The organism is Cohnella sp. GbtcB17 (assembly GCF_019091135.1).
Lineage (GTDB): Bacteria > Bacillota > Bacilli > Paenibacillales > Paenibacillaceae > Cohnella.
On record NZ_JAGXJW010000012.1, the window covers coordinates 145,598 to 159,139 of the forward strand.

General features: G+C 62.3%; 13 protein-coding genes. 3 read left to right on the forward strand and 10 right to left on the reverse strand.

Translation table 11 applies throughout. From position 1 onward, the window contains the following. The first annotated feature begins 64 nt into the window (after window positions 1-64). Window positions 65-430, forward strand: coding sequence for a c-type cytochrome (locus KVT38_RS08925; protein ID WP_217593351.1), 366 nt, complete (start codon window positions 65-67; stop codon window positions 428-430). A 182-nt stretch (window positions 431-612) separates the two neighbouring features. Here KVT38_RS08925 and acpS read toward each other — a convergent pair whose 3' ends face one another. The 5 genes from acpS to KVT38_RS08945 form a co-directional block, all read right to left on the reverse strand. Next, window positions 613-1,008, reverse strand: coding sequence for a holo-ACP synthase (gene acpS / locus KVT38_RS08930; protein ID WP_217593352.1), 396 nt, complete (start codon window positions 1,006-1,008; stop codon window positions 613-615). Between the two features lie 7 nt (window positions 1,009-1,015). After that, a complete protein-coding gene (gene nadE / locus KVT38_RS08935; RefSeq protein WP_217593353.1) occupies window positions 1,016-1,825 on the reverse strand; it encodes an ammonia-dependent NAD(+) synthetase in 810 nt (269 codons plus the stop codon). Window positions 1,826-1,967: 142 nt separating this feature from the next. Further along, complete coding sequence (locus KVT38_RS08940) at window positions 1,968-2,402, reverse strand: BrxA/BrxB family bacilliredoxin (protein WP_217593354.1); 435 nt, start codon at window positions 2,400-2,402, stop codon at window positions 1,968-1,970. 131 nt (window positions 2,403-2,533) lie between these two features. Next, a complete protein-coding gene (locus KVT38_RS35160) occupies window positions 2,534-2,662 on the reverse strand; it encodes a hypothetical protein (RefSeq protein ID WP_256454794.1) in 129 nt (42 codons plus the stop codon). Between the two features lie 62 nt (window positions 2,663-2,724). Next, a complete protein-coding gene (locus KVT38_RS08945) occupies window positions 2,725-4,392 on the reverse strand; it encodes an ATP-binding protein (RefSeq protein WP_254639095.1) in 1,668 nt (555 codons plus the stop codon). Between the two features lie 125 nt (window positions 4,393-4,517). On the opposite strand from KVT38_RS08945, the gene KVT38_RS08950 reads away from it, so the two are divergent. After that, a complete protein-coding gene (locus tag KVT38_RS08950; RefSeq protein WP_483298168.1) occupies window positions 4,518-5,855 on the forward strand; it encodes a BaiN/RdsA family NAD(P)/FAD-dependent oxidoreductase in 1,338 nt (445 codons plus the stop codon). Between the two features lie 414 nt (window positions 5,856-6,269). Here the strand turns inward: KVT38_RS08950 and KVT38_RS08955 are convergent, their stop codons facing one another. The 5 genes from KVT38_RS08955 to xylA form a co-directional block, all read right to left on the reverse strand. Then, window positions 6,270-6,668, reverse strand: a complete 399-nt coding sequence (locus tag KVT38_RS08955) for a hypothetical protein (protein ID WP_217593355.1) — start codon at window positions 6,666-6,668, stop codon at window positions 6,270-6,272. Between the two features lie 77 nt (window positions 6,669-6,745). After that, window positions 6,746-8,077 carry an ABC transporter permease gene (locus tag KVT38_RS08960; protein ID WP_217593356.1) on the reverse strand — a complete coding sequence of 444 codons (1,332 nt, stop codon included), beginning with the start codon at window positions 8,075-8,077 and terminating at the stop codon, window positions 6,746-6,748. After that, the gene (locus tag KVT38_RS08965) at window positions 8,074-8,850 is read right to left on the reverse strand and encodes an ABC transporter ATP-binding protein (protein WP_217593357.1); all 777 of its coding nucleotides are present in this window, start codon (window positions 8,848-8,850) and stop codon (window positions 8,074-8,076) included. The genes KVT38_RS08960 and KVT38_RS08965 overlap by 4 nt, the downstream gene beginning before the upstream one ends. A gap of 156 nt (window positions 8,851-9,006) precedes the next feature. Continuing rightward, on the reverse strand, window positions 9,007-10,503 hold the full coding sequence (xylB, locus tag KVT38_RS08970) for a xylulokinase (protein WP_217593358.1): 1,497 nt from the start codon (window positions 10,501-10,503) through the stop codon (window positions 9,007-9,009). Window positions 10,504-10,538: 35 nt separating this feature from the next. Continuing rightward, window positions 10,539-11,858, reverse strand: coding sequence for a xylose isomerase (gene xylA, locus KVT38_RS08975; RefSeq protein WP_217593359.1), 1,320 nt, complete (start codon window positions 11,856-11,858; stop codon window positions 10,539-10,541). Window positions 11,859-12,047: 189 nt separating this feature from the next. Between xylA and KVT38_RS08980 the strand changes: the two genes are divergently transcribed. Beyond that, window positions 12,048-13,214, forward strand: coding sequence for an ROK family transcriptional regulator (locus KVT38_RS08980; RefSeq protein ID WP_217593360.1), 1,167 nt, complete (start codon window positions 12,048-12,050; stop codon window positions 13,212-13,214). The last annotated feature ends 328 nt before the right edge of the window (window positions 13,215-13,542 follow it).

The window sequence follows — 13,542 nt, forward strand, 5'->3', positions numbered from 1 at the left end:
AAGCTTGTCTTAAGATGTCTAGTAGGTTTCATTCATTATACTTAACATTGGGAGTCGGGTAAATTTGCAAAAATATGCCTTCGCGCGCCGCGGACTGCGGACCGCAGCAGCAGCTGCCTTGATCGGATCTTTAATGATAACGGCGGCTTGCGGCAAAGACAATAACGCGGGGAGCGCCAAGCCGACCGCGCCGGACGGCCCGGCGGATACGCTCGCGCTGTATCGCAGCAATTGCATCTCCTGCCATGGCGGCGGTCTTGAAGGCATGATGGGACCTGCGACGGATCTTCGGTCGGTCGGCTCCCGCCTGACGGAGGCGCAGATCGCCGCCCAGATCGAGAACGGAGGAGACCGGATGCCCGCCCTGAAGAATCGCCTGACCGCACAGGAGATCGATAAGCTCGCCTCCTGGCTTGCCGGCTTGCGCTGACCCCGCTTCTTCTTCACATCATACATCCCACCGAAGCAATAGTCTTGGTATTTATTTGGATAATGGGCCAATTTATATTAATTTTTTGAATATCTTCTCAGAAAAATAAAAGCGCCCGCCTCCCGGCGACCGCCATGTACAACAAGCCAAGCCCGGCCATCGTTGACCGGGCTTGGCTTGCCTTATTCGATTCGCTCCAGCGTAGCCGTGGCCGCCGCCAGCCGCCGCTCGTGCGTAATCGCCACATGCACGCGATACGCCCGCTCCGCCAGCCCCAGCCGCGACCAGGCTTCGGGCGAGAGCCGGCATGCCGGCCGGCCGCGCTCGTCCGGCAGCACCTCGATGTCGCGGAACCCGACGCAGCTGCCGATGCCGCAGCCGAGCGCCTTGACGACCGCCTCCTTGGCCGCGAACCGGCCGGCGGCGAACTCGACCGCACGGCGCGGCTGCATCTGCGCGTAGCGCGCAAGCTCTTCCTCCGTGAGCACGCGCGCGGCGAATCTGCCGCCGGTGTCCCCCGCGAGCAGCTTGGCCATCCGCTCCATCTCGACGACGTCGATCCCGATTCCCTCGATCATCCTTCGCTTAGATGCCTGGAATCGCTTGACGCTTGTGCTGCGTGCGCTGGTAATGCTTCTCCAGAATCTCCCGCGCCGCGTCCGGGATCTGCTTGCCCTCGAGGTAGTCGCTGTTGTCGTCGTAGCTCACGCCGAGCTCCGCCTCGTCCGTCTGGCCCGCCCACAAGCCGGCCGTCGGCGCCTTATCCACGACCTCGGCCGGGACGCCAAGCGCACGGGCGACCTCGCGCACCTGACGCTTGTTCAGCGAGCTGAGCGGCGTGATGTCGACCGCGCCGTCGCCCCACTTCGTATAGAAGCCCGTCAGCGCTTCGGACGCGTGATCCGTGCCGACGACGAGCAGATTGAGGTCGAACGCCAGGGCATACTGCACGACCATGCGCGTGCGCGCCTTGACGTTGCCCTTGCCGCCGCGGCTGATATGGCGGGACATGCCCAGCGACTTGAACGCGTGCTCGGTCTCGAGCGCGATCTCGTCCACCGCTTCCTCGATGTTCGTCTCGACCTTGTGCTTGAGCCCGAACGCTTCGGCCACGGCATAGCTATGCGCGATGTCCTCCTGCTGGCCGTAAGGCTGGAACACGCCGAGCGTCATGTATTCCTTGCCGGTCTCGGCCGTCAGCTCGTCCGTCGCGCGCTTGCACAGCCCCGTCGCCACCGCGCTGTCCACGCCGCCGCTGATTGCGATGAGCAATCCGGTCGCGCCCGCCTTTTTCACATATTCCTTCAGAAAACCGACCCGCTTCGCGATCTCTTCCTGGGGATCGATCGACGGCTTCACGCCGAGCAGCGCGATAATCTCCTGCTGCAAACTCATACGAACGCCTCCATTCTATAGGTTCTTTAGTTATGTAAGACGGCACGGGCTCGCGTGAAACAGTAAGCTACGACACCGCCTGCCGTCATCGTCATACGAAAAAACCGCGGATGCGCAAATGACATCCGCGGCTGCGCCTTTGTTAACGGCAGAAGCGATCGAACGCGTCGGTCAGATCCGCGGCGATATCGTCGGCGCTGCGGTTCTCGATCTGATGGCGTTCGATGAAGTGTACGAGCTCTCCGTCCTTGAGCAGCGCGATGGAGGGCGAAGACGGCGGATACGGCGCGAAGTACTCTCTCGCCTTGGCCGTCGCTTCCTTGTCCTGGCCCGCGAAGACGGTGTACAGATGGTCGGGCAGCACCTCGTGGCGAAGCGCCTCGGCTACGCCCGGACGCGCCTGGCCGGCCGCGCAGCCGCATACGGAATTGATGACGACGAGCGTCGTGCCCTTGCTGTCCGGCAGCGCCTGCTCGACTTCCTCCGGCGTTCTCAGCTCCGTGATCCCGATCCGGGTCAGGTCGTCGCGCATCGGTTGGACCATGTCCAGCATATATCGTTCGAATGACATCGACATGTCTATCCCTCGCTTTCGATAGAATCGCATTTCGGCGGGCATGCCGCTTACCTTATTATAGCGCGGCCATGCGCGAACCGTCAAAAGCGGCACGAGCCCGGCAAGCGCCGGACCCGCCACGATTCATGCAGTTATACCGAAGGACGGTTCGGACCGTCGAGCTTCTTGTCGTATCCCGCGGACAGCGGCGATACGTCCTCCCTCGCCTTCGATGAAGCCGGCGCTTCTGCGCGTCCTTTTTGCTTGGGCTGCTTGGCCATGGCCATCCCTCCTCCCGATCCCGTGATGTCATCGGAGGTAGTGTAAGCCGCGGAAGTCACGCTTATTCGGCAGCGACCCAGCAAGCGTAACCGCTTTTGCAAAAAGTTACGATAAACGTCGTTCCTTTTCCTACGGTGGATTGCACTTCGATGCGGCCCTCGTGCCGCTCGGCGATGCTGAGGCAGAGCGCCAGCCCGAGACCTGTCCCTTGCTCCTTCGTCGTATAGAACGGCTCGAACAAGCGCTCGACCTTCTCCGGCGGTATGCCGTTGCCCGTATCCGATACGAGCAGCTGCACCCGGTCCTCGAGATCGCGCGTCTCGATCCGAAGCACGCCTTTCTCGTCCATCGCCTCGAGGCCGTTGCGCGCCAGATTCAGGATGAGCTGCTTGATCTCTTTGCCGTTCAGCTCGAGCACATCCTTTTCCTCGCACAGCTCAAGCTCTACCGATTGCCCGCGCAGGTTGGCGTCCGCCCAAATAAGCGGCAGCATGTCCTTCAGCACCGATTGAAGGCTGCTCGTCTCCTTCTCCACGATGCGATTTTGCGCAAGCGACAAAAAGTCGTTGATGATCGCGTTGGCCCGGTCGAGCTCCTCCATGACGATGCGAAAATAAGAGCGCTGCTCCGATGGACTCCGCTCGTTAAGCAGCTGTACGAACCCCCGGATGACCGCCATCGGATTGCGAATCTCGTGCGTAATGCTGGCGGCCATTTGCCCGACCAGGCTGAGCCGCTCCATTTTATCGAGCTCGTCCTTGAGCCGCTGCATATCCGTCACATCCTGCGCGATATAGACGACGCCCTCCGGCATCCCCCTTGCTCCCGATTCGTCGACGGAGCAGGCGGTCGCAAGCATCGTCCGGCCCTGCAACTTGAACATCTCCGAGGACACGCGTTCACCTTTGTTCAGGACGAGCTGGATGACGGATACCGTCGCATCCAGTCCCATAAGCCGTGCCAGCTCGGTGTAGTGCAGGCCGACGACATTGCCGTCGGCGTTCTTGCCTAACTCCAGCGCGTTATGATTCACGTGCGTGATGACCCCATTGGCATCGATAAAAATGACGGCAAGGGGCACCATATCGAGAAATCGGCGCATGCGGATCGACTCGAGCTTGTATTGACGGGTCAAATCGAGCAGCTGCGTCTGCAGGCTGACCCGTTCGTAAGCGATTTCGATAAAATAGACGGACAGATGCGATATAAGAATAAAAGCGACCAGATAAGCGGTGCAAGTCATGAGCAGCATAGGCTTGTCTGCCACGCTGCCGTCCGCGTACGAGATGACCGCAGGAACTAAAAACGACAAAGAGGCGACGGCCCACAGAAGCGCAACGGCCCGCATTTTTCCGCTCCTGTTTTTAAGCCTGAAGGTGCGGGTTATCCTGTATAGAATAACAAGGTAGATGAGGAAAAAGACGAGAAACCCGGCGATATGGATCGCATTTTCCCCGGGGATATGTAAGATCAGAAACGCGATGCTGAGTACAATGGCGAATGCAAAGCCGCCGTACAGCGAAGCTGTGATGAGGGCGACAAAGCCGAGATCGAGTATGACCGAACCCTTTTGCACCATATAAAAATGTCCGAGCAGCAGGCACAGGCCGCTGACGGTGCCGATGAATAGGCGGGAATGCCGCAGTTGGCGCTGGCGCGAGAACCAGATCTGAAAGGTGCCAACGGGCAGCAGGGCGATAAGAACCTGAAGAAGCAGGCTGTTGACCAAAGAGATCCCCCCGCACGATCGTCCTTTATACTTAAACAATTCATTCTGATTAAAACATATAAACATTCCGCTTACAATAATAGGAATATAGTTTAGACTATATATAACCAAGAATTACAGTTGCGGTGTTCAAAACGGAGAGGAACGAGCGCGTGGAGTATACATTAAATAACCAAATCGCTGAACCTTATAACATCATTATCATCGGCGGGGGGTCGGCGGGATTGATGGCCGGTATCGCCGCCAGCCGATCCGGCGCCCGCGTCCTGCTGCTCGACAAAGGGGACAAGCTCGGACGCAAGCTCGGCATCTCCGGCGGGGGCCGCTGCAACGTCACGAACGCCAAGGAGACGGACGAGCTCATCCGGCATATTCCCGGCAACGGAAGGTTTTTGTATTCCGCCTTGTCCGTCTTCGGCAACCGCGATATCGCCGCCTTTTTCGAAGGCATGGGGATCCGGTTGAAGGAGGAAGACAACGGGCGGATGTTTCCCGTGACCGACAAGGCCAAGACCGTCGTCGACGCGCTCGTGCGCAAGGTCAGAGAGCAGGGCGTCAGGATCGAGACGAACGCGCCGGTCGCCGAGGTCCTGTACGACGAGGGCCGGGTCTCGGGCGTGCTGCTCGCGGACGGACGCGTATTCGCCGCGCCTTCCGTCATCGTGGCGGTGGGCGGCAAGTCGGTGCCGCATACCGGGTCTACCGGGGACGGATACGCCTGGGCCGAGCAGGCGGGCCATACGATCTCCGAGCTTTTTCCGACCGAGGTGCCGCTCACCTCTTCGGAGCCCTTCATTCGCAGCCGCGAGCTGCAGGGCTTGTCGCTGCGCGACGTCACCTTGACGGTCTGGGGGGACAAGGGCAAGCCCCTCGTGACGCATCGCGGCGACATGATCTTCACGCACTTCGGCCTGTCGGGGCCGATCGCGCTCCGCTGCAGCCAATTTGTCGTCAAGCAGCGGAAAAAGACCGGGGGCGAGCCGGTTCGGCTCACGCTCGATCTGTATCCCGACAAAAGCGCCGCCCAAGTGTACGACGACACGTACGCCTTAACGAAGGCGGAGCCGAAGAAAGCGATCAAAAACATCCTCAAGGGCGTCGCGGCCGAACGCCTGCTGCCGCTGCTGCTCGAGCGGGCGGGACTGGACGGCGACACGACGCATGCGAACATCCCGAAGCAGGCCTGGCAGAGTTTGTCGGGGCTGCTGAAGGCGTTCCCCGTCGACGTTAACGGAACGCTGTCCATCGAGGAAGCGTTCGTAACCGGCGGCGGCGTCAGCTTGAAGGAGATCGATCCGAAAACGATGCAGTCGAAGCTGATGCCCGGCCTCTTTTTCGCCGGCGAAATCCTCGATATTCACGGCTACACGGGGGGCTATAATATTACGGCTGCATTCTCCACCGGCTACGTGGCCGGATTGAACGCAGCCCTGCATGCGGAAGAAGCCGCCGGCGCGTACTAGGCTTGGCGGTGCCGGCGGAGTCGCTCGTGAGGCGGGCCGAGGGCACGCGAGCGAGTGGGACGCATATGAGGGCCACGCGCGTGGCAGGCAGGGCGCAGGCGAGGCTGTCGCCGGTGCATGCGAGGCGGATCAGGGATGCATGCGGGACGGCCGGGCGCACACGAGGCGGCCTTCGGCGCGTTAGAGGAACTTTTATCCTCTAACGGTCCGCAAGAAGCGGCCTGCGCCGCAATAGAGGAACTTTGTTCCGCTATGGCTTCTTGTGGCGCAGGCTTGAGTTGCAATAGAGGAACTTTGTTCCGCTATGGCTTCTTGTGGCACAGGCTTGAGATGCAATAGAGGAGATTTGTTCCGCTATTCGTTCTCGAGAGGCAGGCTTGAGCCTCCATAGTGTAACTCTTCCCGTCGAGTGCCCTAGTATGCCTCGAAATGATTGTAGCTGCCGTCGTCCGCTGCGCCGCCCGCTGCCGATTCGCCTGCCGAACCGCTCGCGGGCGAAACAACCTCCGGCTCAACGCCGAAATATGCGGGATCCCAGTCCTCGTTTACCGTATGTGCGGGGATCTGCAGCTCGTCCAGCGCGTACGCAGTTGCCGCCAGATCGGCGTCGTCGGCCGGCGCTTCGGACAACAGCTCGCCGCCGTGGCTCTGCGCAATCTCGAGCGCGCTAGTGAGATTGTCGCCATCGACGTGGATGTGAAGCCGCCCGACGCCATGCGGCTGCGGTTCGTACCCCAGCTCGTCGAGCGTACCGCAAGCCTTATGCGCGCTGCCTTCATCGGGAAACTGAAACATCAGTGCTCTGTAAGCCATTTAAAAAATCGCCTCTTCTCAGTTAGCGTATTGGAATGTCTGTAGCATATCCGCCCGCGCCCGCCTTCATGTAGCGATCATTCGGCGTGCTTCGCTTCCGACTTCGCGCTGCGGTCCCTCCTCGCGCCGAACATGACGGTGGCAGCACGATTGATGCGGGCGAGCACAGGGTATCCCGCCGCAGGCAGCAGCAAGACCGCGGGCCACCATAGCCCGCCGTACAACCATCCAGCGTGAATGCCCAGAATCGCGCACCATGCCAGCCCTATAGGACAAAGCAGCAGCGAACGCGCGATTTCCTGCGCGTCGGTTCGCAGCTCCTCGCGCCAATCGTACAACGCCATATAACGTTCCGTTTGCCACCGGCTCCACAAGCCGTTCAGCCATAGCAGCAGCAACGCGCACAAGCCGATCCAGGCGATCGCCCCCAGCCAGACCGGAGACAGCCAGATCGCCGCGCTGCCGAGTGAAAAGAGTTGAAGCAAGAGGCGCACCTGCCCGGCCTCCCGCAGCATCGCGCGCAGCCACAGCTCGGCGAGGCGGGAAGGCTCGTCGCGGCGCTTCAGCAACGGCCTCGGCTTGCGCAGCACCCAAGGCCTGCGCCCCGCGGGCGGTCTTTTGGCCTGCTCGGTATCCATCAGCACCCAGCCGACATTGTCTCCGTAAGCGCTGTTCTCCGCCTCCAGCTCTTGCGCAAAAGTGCCGCACAGATGCAACCGGCGCCACGCCAAGCCGATGCACGCCAGAACCAACGCGGCGACGGCGGCAACCGCCGCAGCCTGCCCGGCGTCGCGCATCCCCCATGCCGCGACGGGCACCCACGCGGCGATAAACGCCGCACGCAAGCCAATCACGGCCAGGACGCGCCGCGCGCCTTGCCATCTGCGCTCGGCCGCGTCGCGGACAAGCGTCCAGACAAAGCCCATAAGAGCGGCAGCCGACGCAAGAGCCGTACCTGCAGCGAAGCTCCAGCCTGTCGCGTGCGCCATCAGCGGCAGCATCAACCCCGCTGCCGCGGCCGACACGGCCAAACGCGCGACCAGCGTATAGACGAGCCCCGCCGTCGTCATGCCGCTCACCCACCTGCCGCTCGCGCGCAGGAACAGCCCGTCCCCCGACTCCGCGAAGGTCCGCAGCCTGGCGCGCAGCATGAGGATCGCCAGCACGACGATCGGCGTTTGTATAGGCAAACGCGCGATCCAATCCGGCGGATGCCGCAGCAGGTCCAGGTACATCCCCCCGGCCACCCATAATCCCGGCACAACGAGGTACAGCACCACGGTCCAGTCCAGCGTCAGCCGCCAGGCGCGAATCGATTTGAGCCAAAAGGCGCCGCAGCGCATGCAGAACAGTCTGGCCGGACCACTTTTTCCGCGCAGTCGCCCGATCCTGCCGCCCGCCGGGTTCATGGCCCCTCCGCCGGGGCGGCTCGGGTCAGCTGGTGGAAGCAATCAAACAACGGCGTGCCGTCAGGCATACCAGCAACCGCCCGGATGTCGGCAACCGTCCCCGACGCCGCCACGCCGCCCTCATGGACGAGCACAAACCGATCGCACAGCCGCTCCGCCGAATCCAGGACGTGCGTCGTGAGCAGCACGCCCGCGCCCCGCGCACGCTCCTCGTCGAGCGCCTCCAGCAACTCCATGACCGCCGCGGGATCGAGTCCGATGAACGGCTCGTCCACCAGATACACGCTCGGCTCCAATAAGAAGGCGGCGACGAGCATCGTTTTTTGCTGCATGCCCTTGGAAAACTTGATCGGGTAATCGTCCTTCACATGGCTAAGGCGAAATCGGGCCAGCAGCCCCTCGGCCCGCTCGGCGAGCCGCTTCTCGGAGATGCCGCAGACCGCGGCTGCCAGCTGCAGGTGCTCCCACAGCGTAAATCGCTCGTACAGGATAGGCCGTTCCGGAATATAAGCCAGCCGTCGGTTCATTGCGCCGCCGCCCGACGTCGCATCCGTTCCATCGGCCGCTCCCCGCCAATCGACGTCTGCATCCCAATACGGCAGTTGTCCGAGCAAGCCCTTCATTACCGTACTTTTGCCCGCGCCGTCCGGTCCGAGCAGGCCGACGCGCTCCCCCCGCCCTACCTCGATCGCCACATCGCGAAGCACGGCTTTGCCTTGCTCGTACCCCGCCGCGCGGATCGCCGCACGTACCAGCCAGCTATCGCCGCCCATCGCTTCCCCACCTTTGCACTGTTTACAAAATAACTACGATACTGCTCTGCTGCGGGTTGCGGGTATCGGCGCAGATCGGTCATTGCGCCCATGGCAAAGAGCCCCTCGTCCGGTTAACGACCGGAAAATCCGAGGAGCTCTCTAACTACCATAGCCTTAGATTCTAAAAGATTGCAGCGCTTCGTTCAGCGGCTTCGTTGCGGCATACACGTCCCGATAAACGCCGAACAGCTCCGCGTAACGGCGCGCCCGCGCCTCATCCGGCACGTACGTTGCGGCATGCTTGACGAACGCGTCCGCGCACGCCTCCAGGCTGTCGTACCAGCCGGCGCCTGCCGCCGCGAGCATCGCCGCGCCGAGACCAGGTCCCTGCTCGCTCTCAAGCCGCACGACCTCTGCATCGAATACGTCCGCCTGAATTTGCAGCCAGTCGGGATTTTTCGCGCCGCCGCCGATCGAGACGACCTTCGTGACCGACTTGCCGGCCTGCCGGAAGACGTCGACCGACTCGTTCAGCGAGAACGTGATGCCCTCGAGCACGGCTCGCGCAAAATGCGTTCTCGTATGAGAGCCGTCCATGCCCACGAAGCTCGCCCGGATGACCGCATCCGCGTGCGGCGTCCGCTCGCCTACCAGGTAAGGCGTGTACAGCAGCCCGCCGGCTCCCGGCGCGACGTCGCCGACGCCCGCGAGCAGCCGCTCGTAAGGCTCGCCGGCCGCAAATGTGTTGCGGAACCAGCTCAAGGAGTAGCCCGCCGCCAGCGTCACGCCCATCGCATAGAACGCGCCCGGCTTGCCATGATTAAAGAAGTGCACCTTGCCTTCATAATCGGCGGACGCATCCGGCTCGTGCGTGAGCACGACGCCCGACGTGCCGATGCTGCACAGCGTGAGGCCCGGCTTCAGGATGCCGGCGCCGATTGCGCCGCAGGCATTGTCGGCGCCGCCCGCGAACACGCGCGTCGAGGCCGGCAGGCCCGTCTCTCGCGCCGCTGCGTCGTCCAGCGTGCCCGTCTGAGCGACCGACTCGACGAGCGGCGGGCAGAACGAATCGGGAATGCCGAACGCCGCCAGCACCTCCCGGCTCCATGCGCGAGCCGCGACGTCGAGCATCAGCGTGCCCGCCGCGTCGGACAGATCCATGTGCGCGGCGCCGGTCAGGCGATATCGCACATAATCCTTGGGCAGCAAAAACGACTCCGCTTTGTCGTACAGCTCCGGCTCGTGCTCGCGCACCCACAGCAGCTTGGGGAGCGTGAACCCCTCGAGCGCCGGATTGCGGGTCAGGCTGAGCAGCGACTGGCCGAGCGTGCGCTCGATCTCGCGGCATTGCTCCGTCGTGCGCGTATCGTTCCAGAGGATCGCCCTGCGCAGCGGCTTGCGGTTCCCGTCCAGCAGCACGAGGCCGTGCATCTGGCCCGAGAAGCTGATGCCGTCGATGCGCCCGCCCGCGGCCACCGTCTTTTCGCCGAGCTCCTTCAGCACTTCGATCGTCGCGCGGACCCAATCCTCCGGGTCCTGCTCGCTCCAGCCCGAGCGCTCGTGGTACAGCGGGTATTCGCGGGAAGCCTCGGCCGCCACCGCTCCGTCCTGCCCGACGAGGAGCGCCTTGACGGCGCTCGTGCCGAGATCGATGCCGATGACATAGTTCATGATTGGCCCGTCTCCTTCGATCTACTTATAGAGCGTTATACGCTGAAAATAACCTCGTTCACGGCTTGGCGAATCTGTTCGAGGCGGCCGGAACGATTTACGATCGGCTTCTGTCCGCTCAGCACGTACGCTTCGAGCGACGCGAGGGTGTGCTTGCCCGCGACGATCTCCGCGCCGATGCCTTCGCCGAAGCTCGCATAGCGGCTCTCGACGATGCCGTCCAGCGTCTTGTTCTCGATCAGCTTGGCGGCAGCCTTCAGGCCGTGCGCGAACGAGTCCATGCCGGCGATGTGGGCGAAGAACAGGTCCTCGTCCTCGAAGGAAGTCCGGCGAACCTTGGCGTCGAAGTTGACGCCGCCCTTGCCGATGCCGCCTTCGTTTTTAAGAATTTCGAACATAGCCAGCGTCGTCGAGTACAGGTCCGTCGGAAATTCGTCCGTGTCCCAGCCGAGAAGGTAGTCGCCCTGGTTGGCGTCAATGGAGCCAAGCGCGCCGTCGAGGCGTGCGACGCGGAGCTCGTGCTCGAACGTGTGGCCGGCCAGCGTGGCGTGGTTCGCTTCGATGTTCAGCTTGAAGTGATCCTTCAGGCCGTACTTGCGCAGGAAGCTGAGCGTCGTCGCGGAGTCGAAGTCGTACTGGTGCTTGGTCGGCTCCTTCGGCTTCGGCTCGATCAGGAATTGGGCGCCGAACCCGATCTCCTTGGCGTAGTCGACGGCCATGTGCAGCATGCGGGCCAGGTTGTCCAGCTCGAGGCCCATGTCCGTGTTCAGCAGCGACTCGTAGCCTTCGCGGCCGCCCCAGAAGACATAGTTTTCGCCGTTCAGCTCCTTGCCGACTTCGAGCATCTTCTTGATCGTCGCGGCGGAGTATGCGAATACATCCGCATTGTTGCTCGTCGCAGCGCCGAATACGTAGCGCGGGTTCGTGAACAGGTTGGCCGTGTTCCAGAGCAGCTTTTTACCGGTGGACTGCTGGAACTCCTTCAGCTTGGCCACGATGATGTCGATGTTCTTGTTCGTCTCGGCGAGCGTCGCGCCTTCGGGTGCGATGTCGGCGTCGTGGAACGCGTAGAACGGCACGCCCAGCTTCTCCAGCAGCTCGAAGTTCGCTTCGACGCGCACTTTGGCTCTGTCGAGCGGGGAGAGCGAATCCCAGCTGCGGACCGCCGTGCCGGCGCCGAACGGGTCGGTGCCGTTGGCGTTGAACGTATGCCAGTAGGCGACGGCGAAGCGCAGATGCTCCTCCATCGTTTTGCCGAGGACGACCTCGCTGGCGTTGTAGTGCTTAAATGCGAACGGATTGTCGGATTGGCGGCCTTCGTACTTGATCTGCGGCACATTCGAGAACAGGCTCATAATAACGGTATGCCTCCTTAAGGATGTTAAAGTTTGAATTCGGTTACAAGCTGAGATAAGCATAGCATTCGAAACTTAGTTTGTCTATTGGCTAAACTAAGTTTTATGCTATGATGGCGTTAACGATTAATGGGACGAACGAACGACGCAAAAATCGCCAATCGCCCGCGCGAAGGAGCCGCATGCCGCATGAAGACCCCGACCGGAGATCAAGCGCTCATCAAAAGAATGAATACCGCCATCGTACTTGAATCGGTGCTGCAGGGCGCCCCGCTCTCGCGCGCGGATATATCCGCGCTAACAGGCCTGAACAAGGCGACCGTGTCCAGCCTCGTCCAGGATCTGATCGACAGTGGCCTGGTCCGCGAGATCGGGACGGGGCAGTCCAGCGGCGGCCGCAAGCCCGTCCTGCTCGAATTCGTGGCAGAATCGGGCTACGCGGTCGGCGTCGATCTCGGCGTCAACTACGTGCGCGGCGTGCTGACGGATCTGCGGGGCGGCGTCGCAGTCGAGCGCACGGCGCAGCTGGACAAGACTTCGCCGGATGAAGTATTCGGCATTTTGCGTCCCTTTATCCAGTCGCTGATCGACGAAGCGCCGGAGAGCGCGTTCGGCGTCGTCGGCATCGGTGTCGGCGTGCCGGGGCTCGTGGACCGCGGCGGCGCCGTGCTGTATGCGCCCAATCTCGGATGGCGCGACGTTCCGCTGCAGGACGCGCTGAACCGCGCCTTCGGCATTCCCGTCCTCATCGACAACGAAGCGAACGTCGGCGCCATCGGCGAGCGCAAGTTCGGCAGCGGCCGCGGCATCGGCAGCATGATCTACGTGAGCGTCGGCATGGGTATCGGGACCGGGCTTATTTTGCAAAAGGAGCTTTACAAGGGGGCGGCGGGTTTTTCAGGGGAACTCGGGCATCTGTCCATCGAGGCGAGCGGCCCGCCGTGCCGCTGCGGCAACCGGGGCTGCTGGGAGCTGTACGCCTCGGAACAGGCGCTGCTCGTCCGCGCGGCGGAGGCCGGCATCGGCGAAGGCACGCTGGACAGTCTGCTCGCGCTGGCCGAACGCGGCGACGAACAGACGCGCGCGCTGTTCAACGGCATCGGCGAGTCGCTCGGGGTCGGCATCGCCAACATCGTTAACGTCTTTAATCCCGAAGCCGTCGTCATCGGCAACACGATGAGCCGCGCGCGGCCCTGGCTTGAGGAGGCGATGAGCCATACGACCGAGGCGCGCGCGCTGAACTTCCACCTGCGCGGCATCCGGCTGCTCTTCGCCGAGCTCGGCGACCGCTCCGCCGTCATGGGGGCGGCGGAGACGGCGATCGCCGCGTTTTTCAAACGGCTGCGCTCGGCTTGATTAGGTAAGCGGGCTGCTCGCAGCAGTCAGCGTATGCGGCAGGCGACCAGCTCATCCCCCGCGCCGGTTAAAATCCTACCTGGGAACAATCCGGCGACCTACTCATCCTCCTCGCCAGTTTAAGTCCTATCTGGAAACAATTCGGCAGCCAACTCATCCTCCCCGCCAGTTTAAGTCCTACCTGGGAACAATGCTGCGAACATCCGATCCCCCACGCCGGTTAAAGTCCTATCCGGGAACAACGGAACGCACAGATGTCTGCCTGTAGAGTAGAGAACTGAAATTTCATCGGAGGGCGCAGGCCCTCCTTTTACTTTTCCAGCTCCCC

Excerpts from the sequence above, each read along its gene's own strand:
- acpS (WP_217593352.1), bottom strand. The coding sequence starts at position 1,008 with ATGATCGAGGGAATCGGGATCGACGTCGTCGAGATGGAGCGGATGGCC.
- nadE (WP_217593353.1), bottom strand. The coding sequence starts at position 1,825 with ATGAGTTTGCAGCAGGAGATTATCGCGCTGCTCGGCGTGAAGCCGTCG.
- KVT38_RS08940 (WP_217593354.1), bottom strand. The coding sequence starts at position 2,402 with ATGTCGATGTCATTCGAACGATATATGCTGGACATGGTCCAACCGATG.
- KVT38_RS35160 (WP_256454794.1), bottom strand. The coding sequence starts at position 2,662 with ATGGCCAAGCAGCCCAAGCAAAAAGGACGCGCAGAAGCGCCGGCTTCA.
- KVT38_RS08955 (WP_217593355.1), bottom strand. The coding sequence starts at position 6,668 with ATGGCTTACAGAGCACTGATGTTTCAGTTTCCCGATGAAGGCAGCGCG.
- KVT38_RS08960 (WP_217593356.1), bottom strand. The coding sequence starts at position 8,077 with ATGAACCCGGCGGGCGGCAGGATCGGGCGACTGCGCGGAAAAAGTGGT.
- KVT38_RS08965 (WP_217593357.1), bottom strand. The coding sequence starts at position 8,850 with ATGGGCGGCGATAGCTGGCTGGTACGTGCGGCGATCCGCGCGGCGGGG.
- xylB (WP_217593358.1), bottom strand. The coding sequence starts at position 10,503 with ATGAACTATGTCATCGGCATCGATCTCGGCACGAGCGCCGTCAAGGCG.
- xylA (WP_217593359.1), bottom strand. The coding sequence starts at position 11,858 with ATGAGCCTGTTCTCGAATGTGCCGCAGATCAAGTACGAAGGCCGCCAA.
- KVT38_RS08980 (WP_217593360.1), top strand. The coding sequence starts at position 12,048 with ATGAAGACCCCGACCGGAGATCAAGCGCTCATCAAAAGAATGAATACC.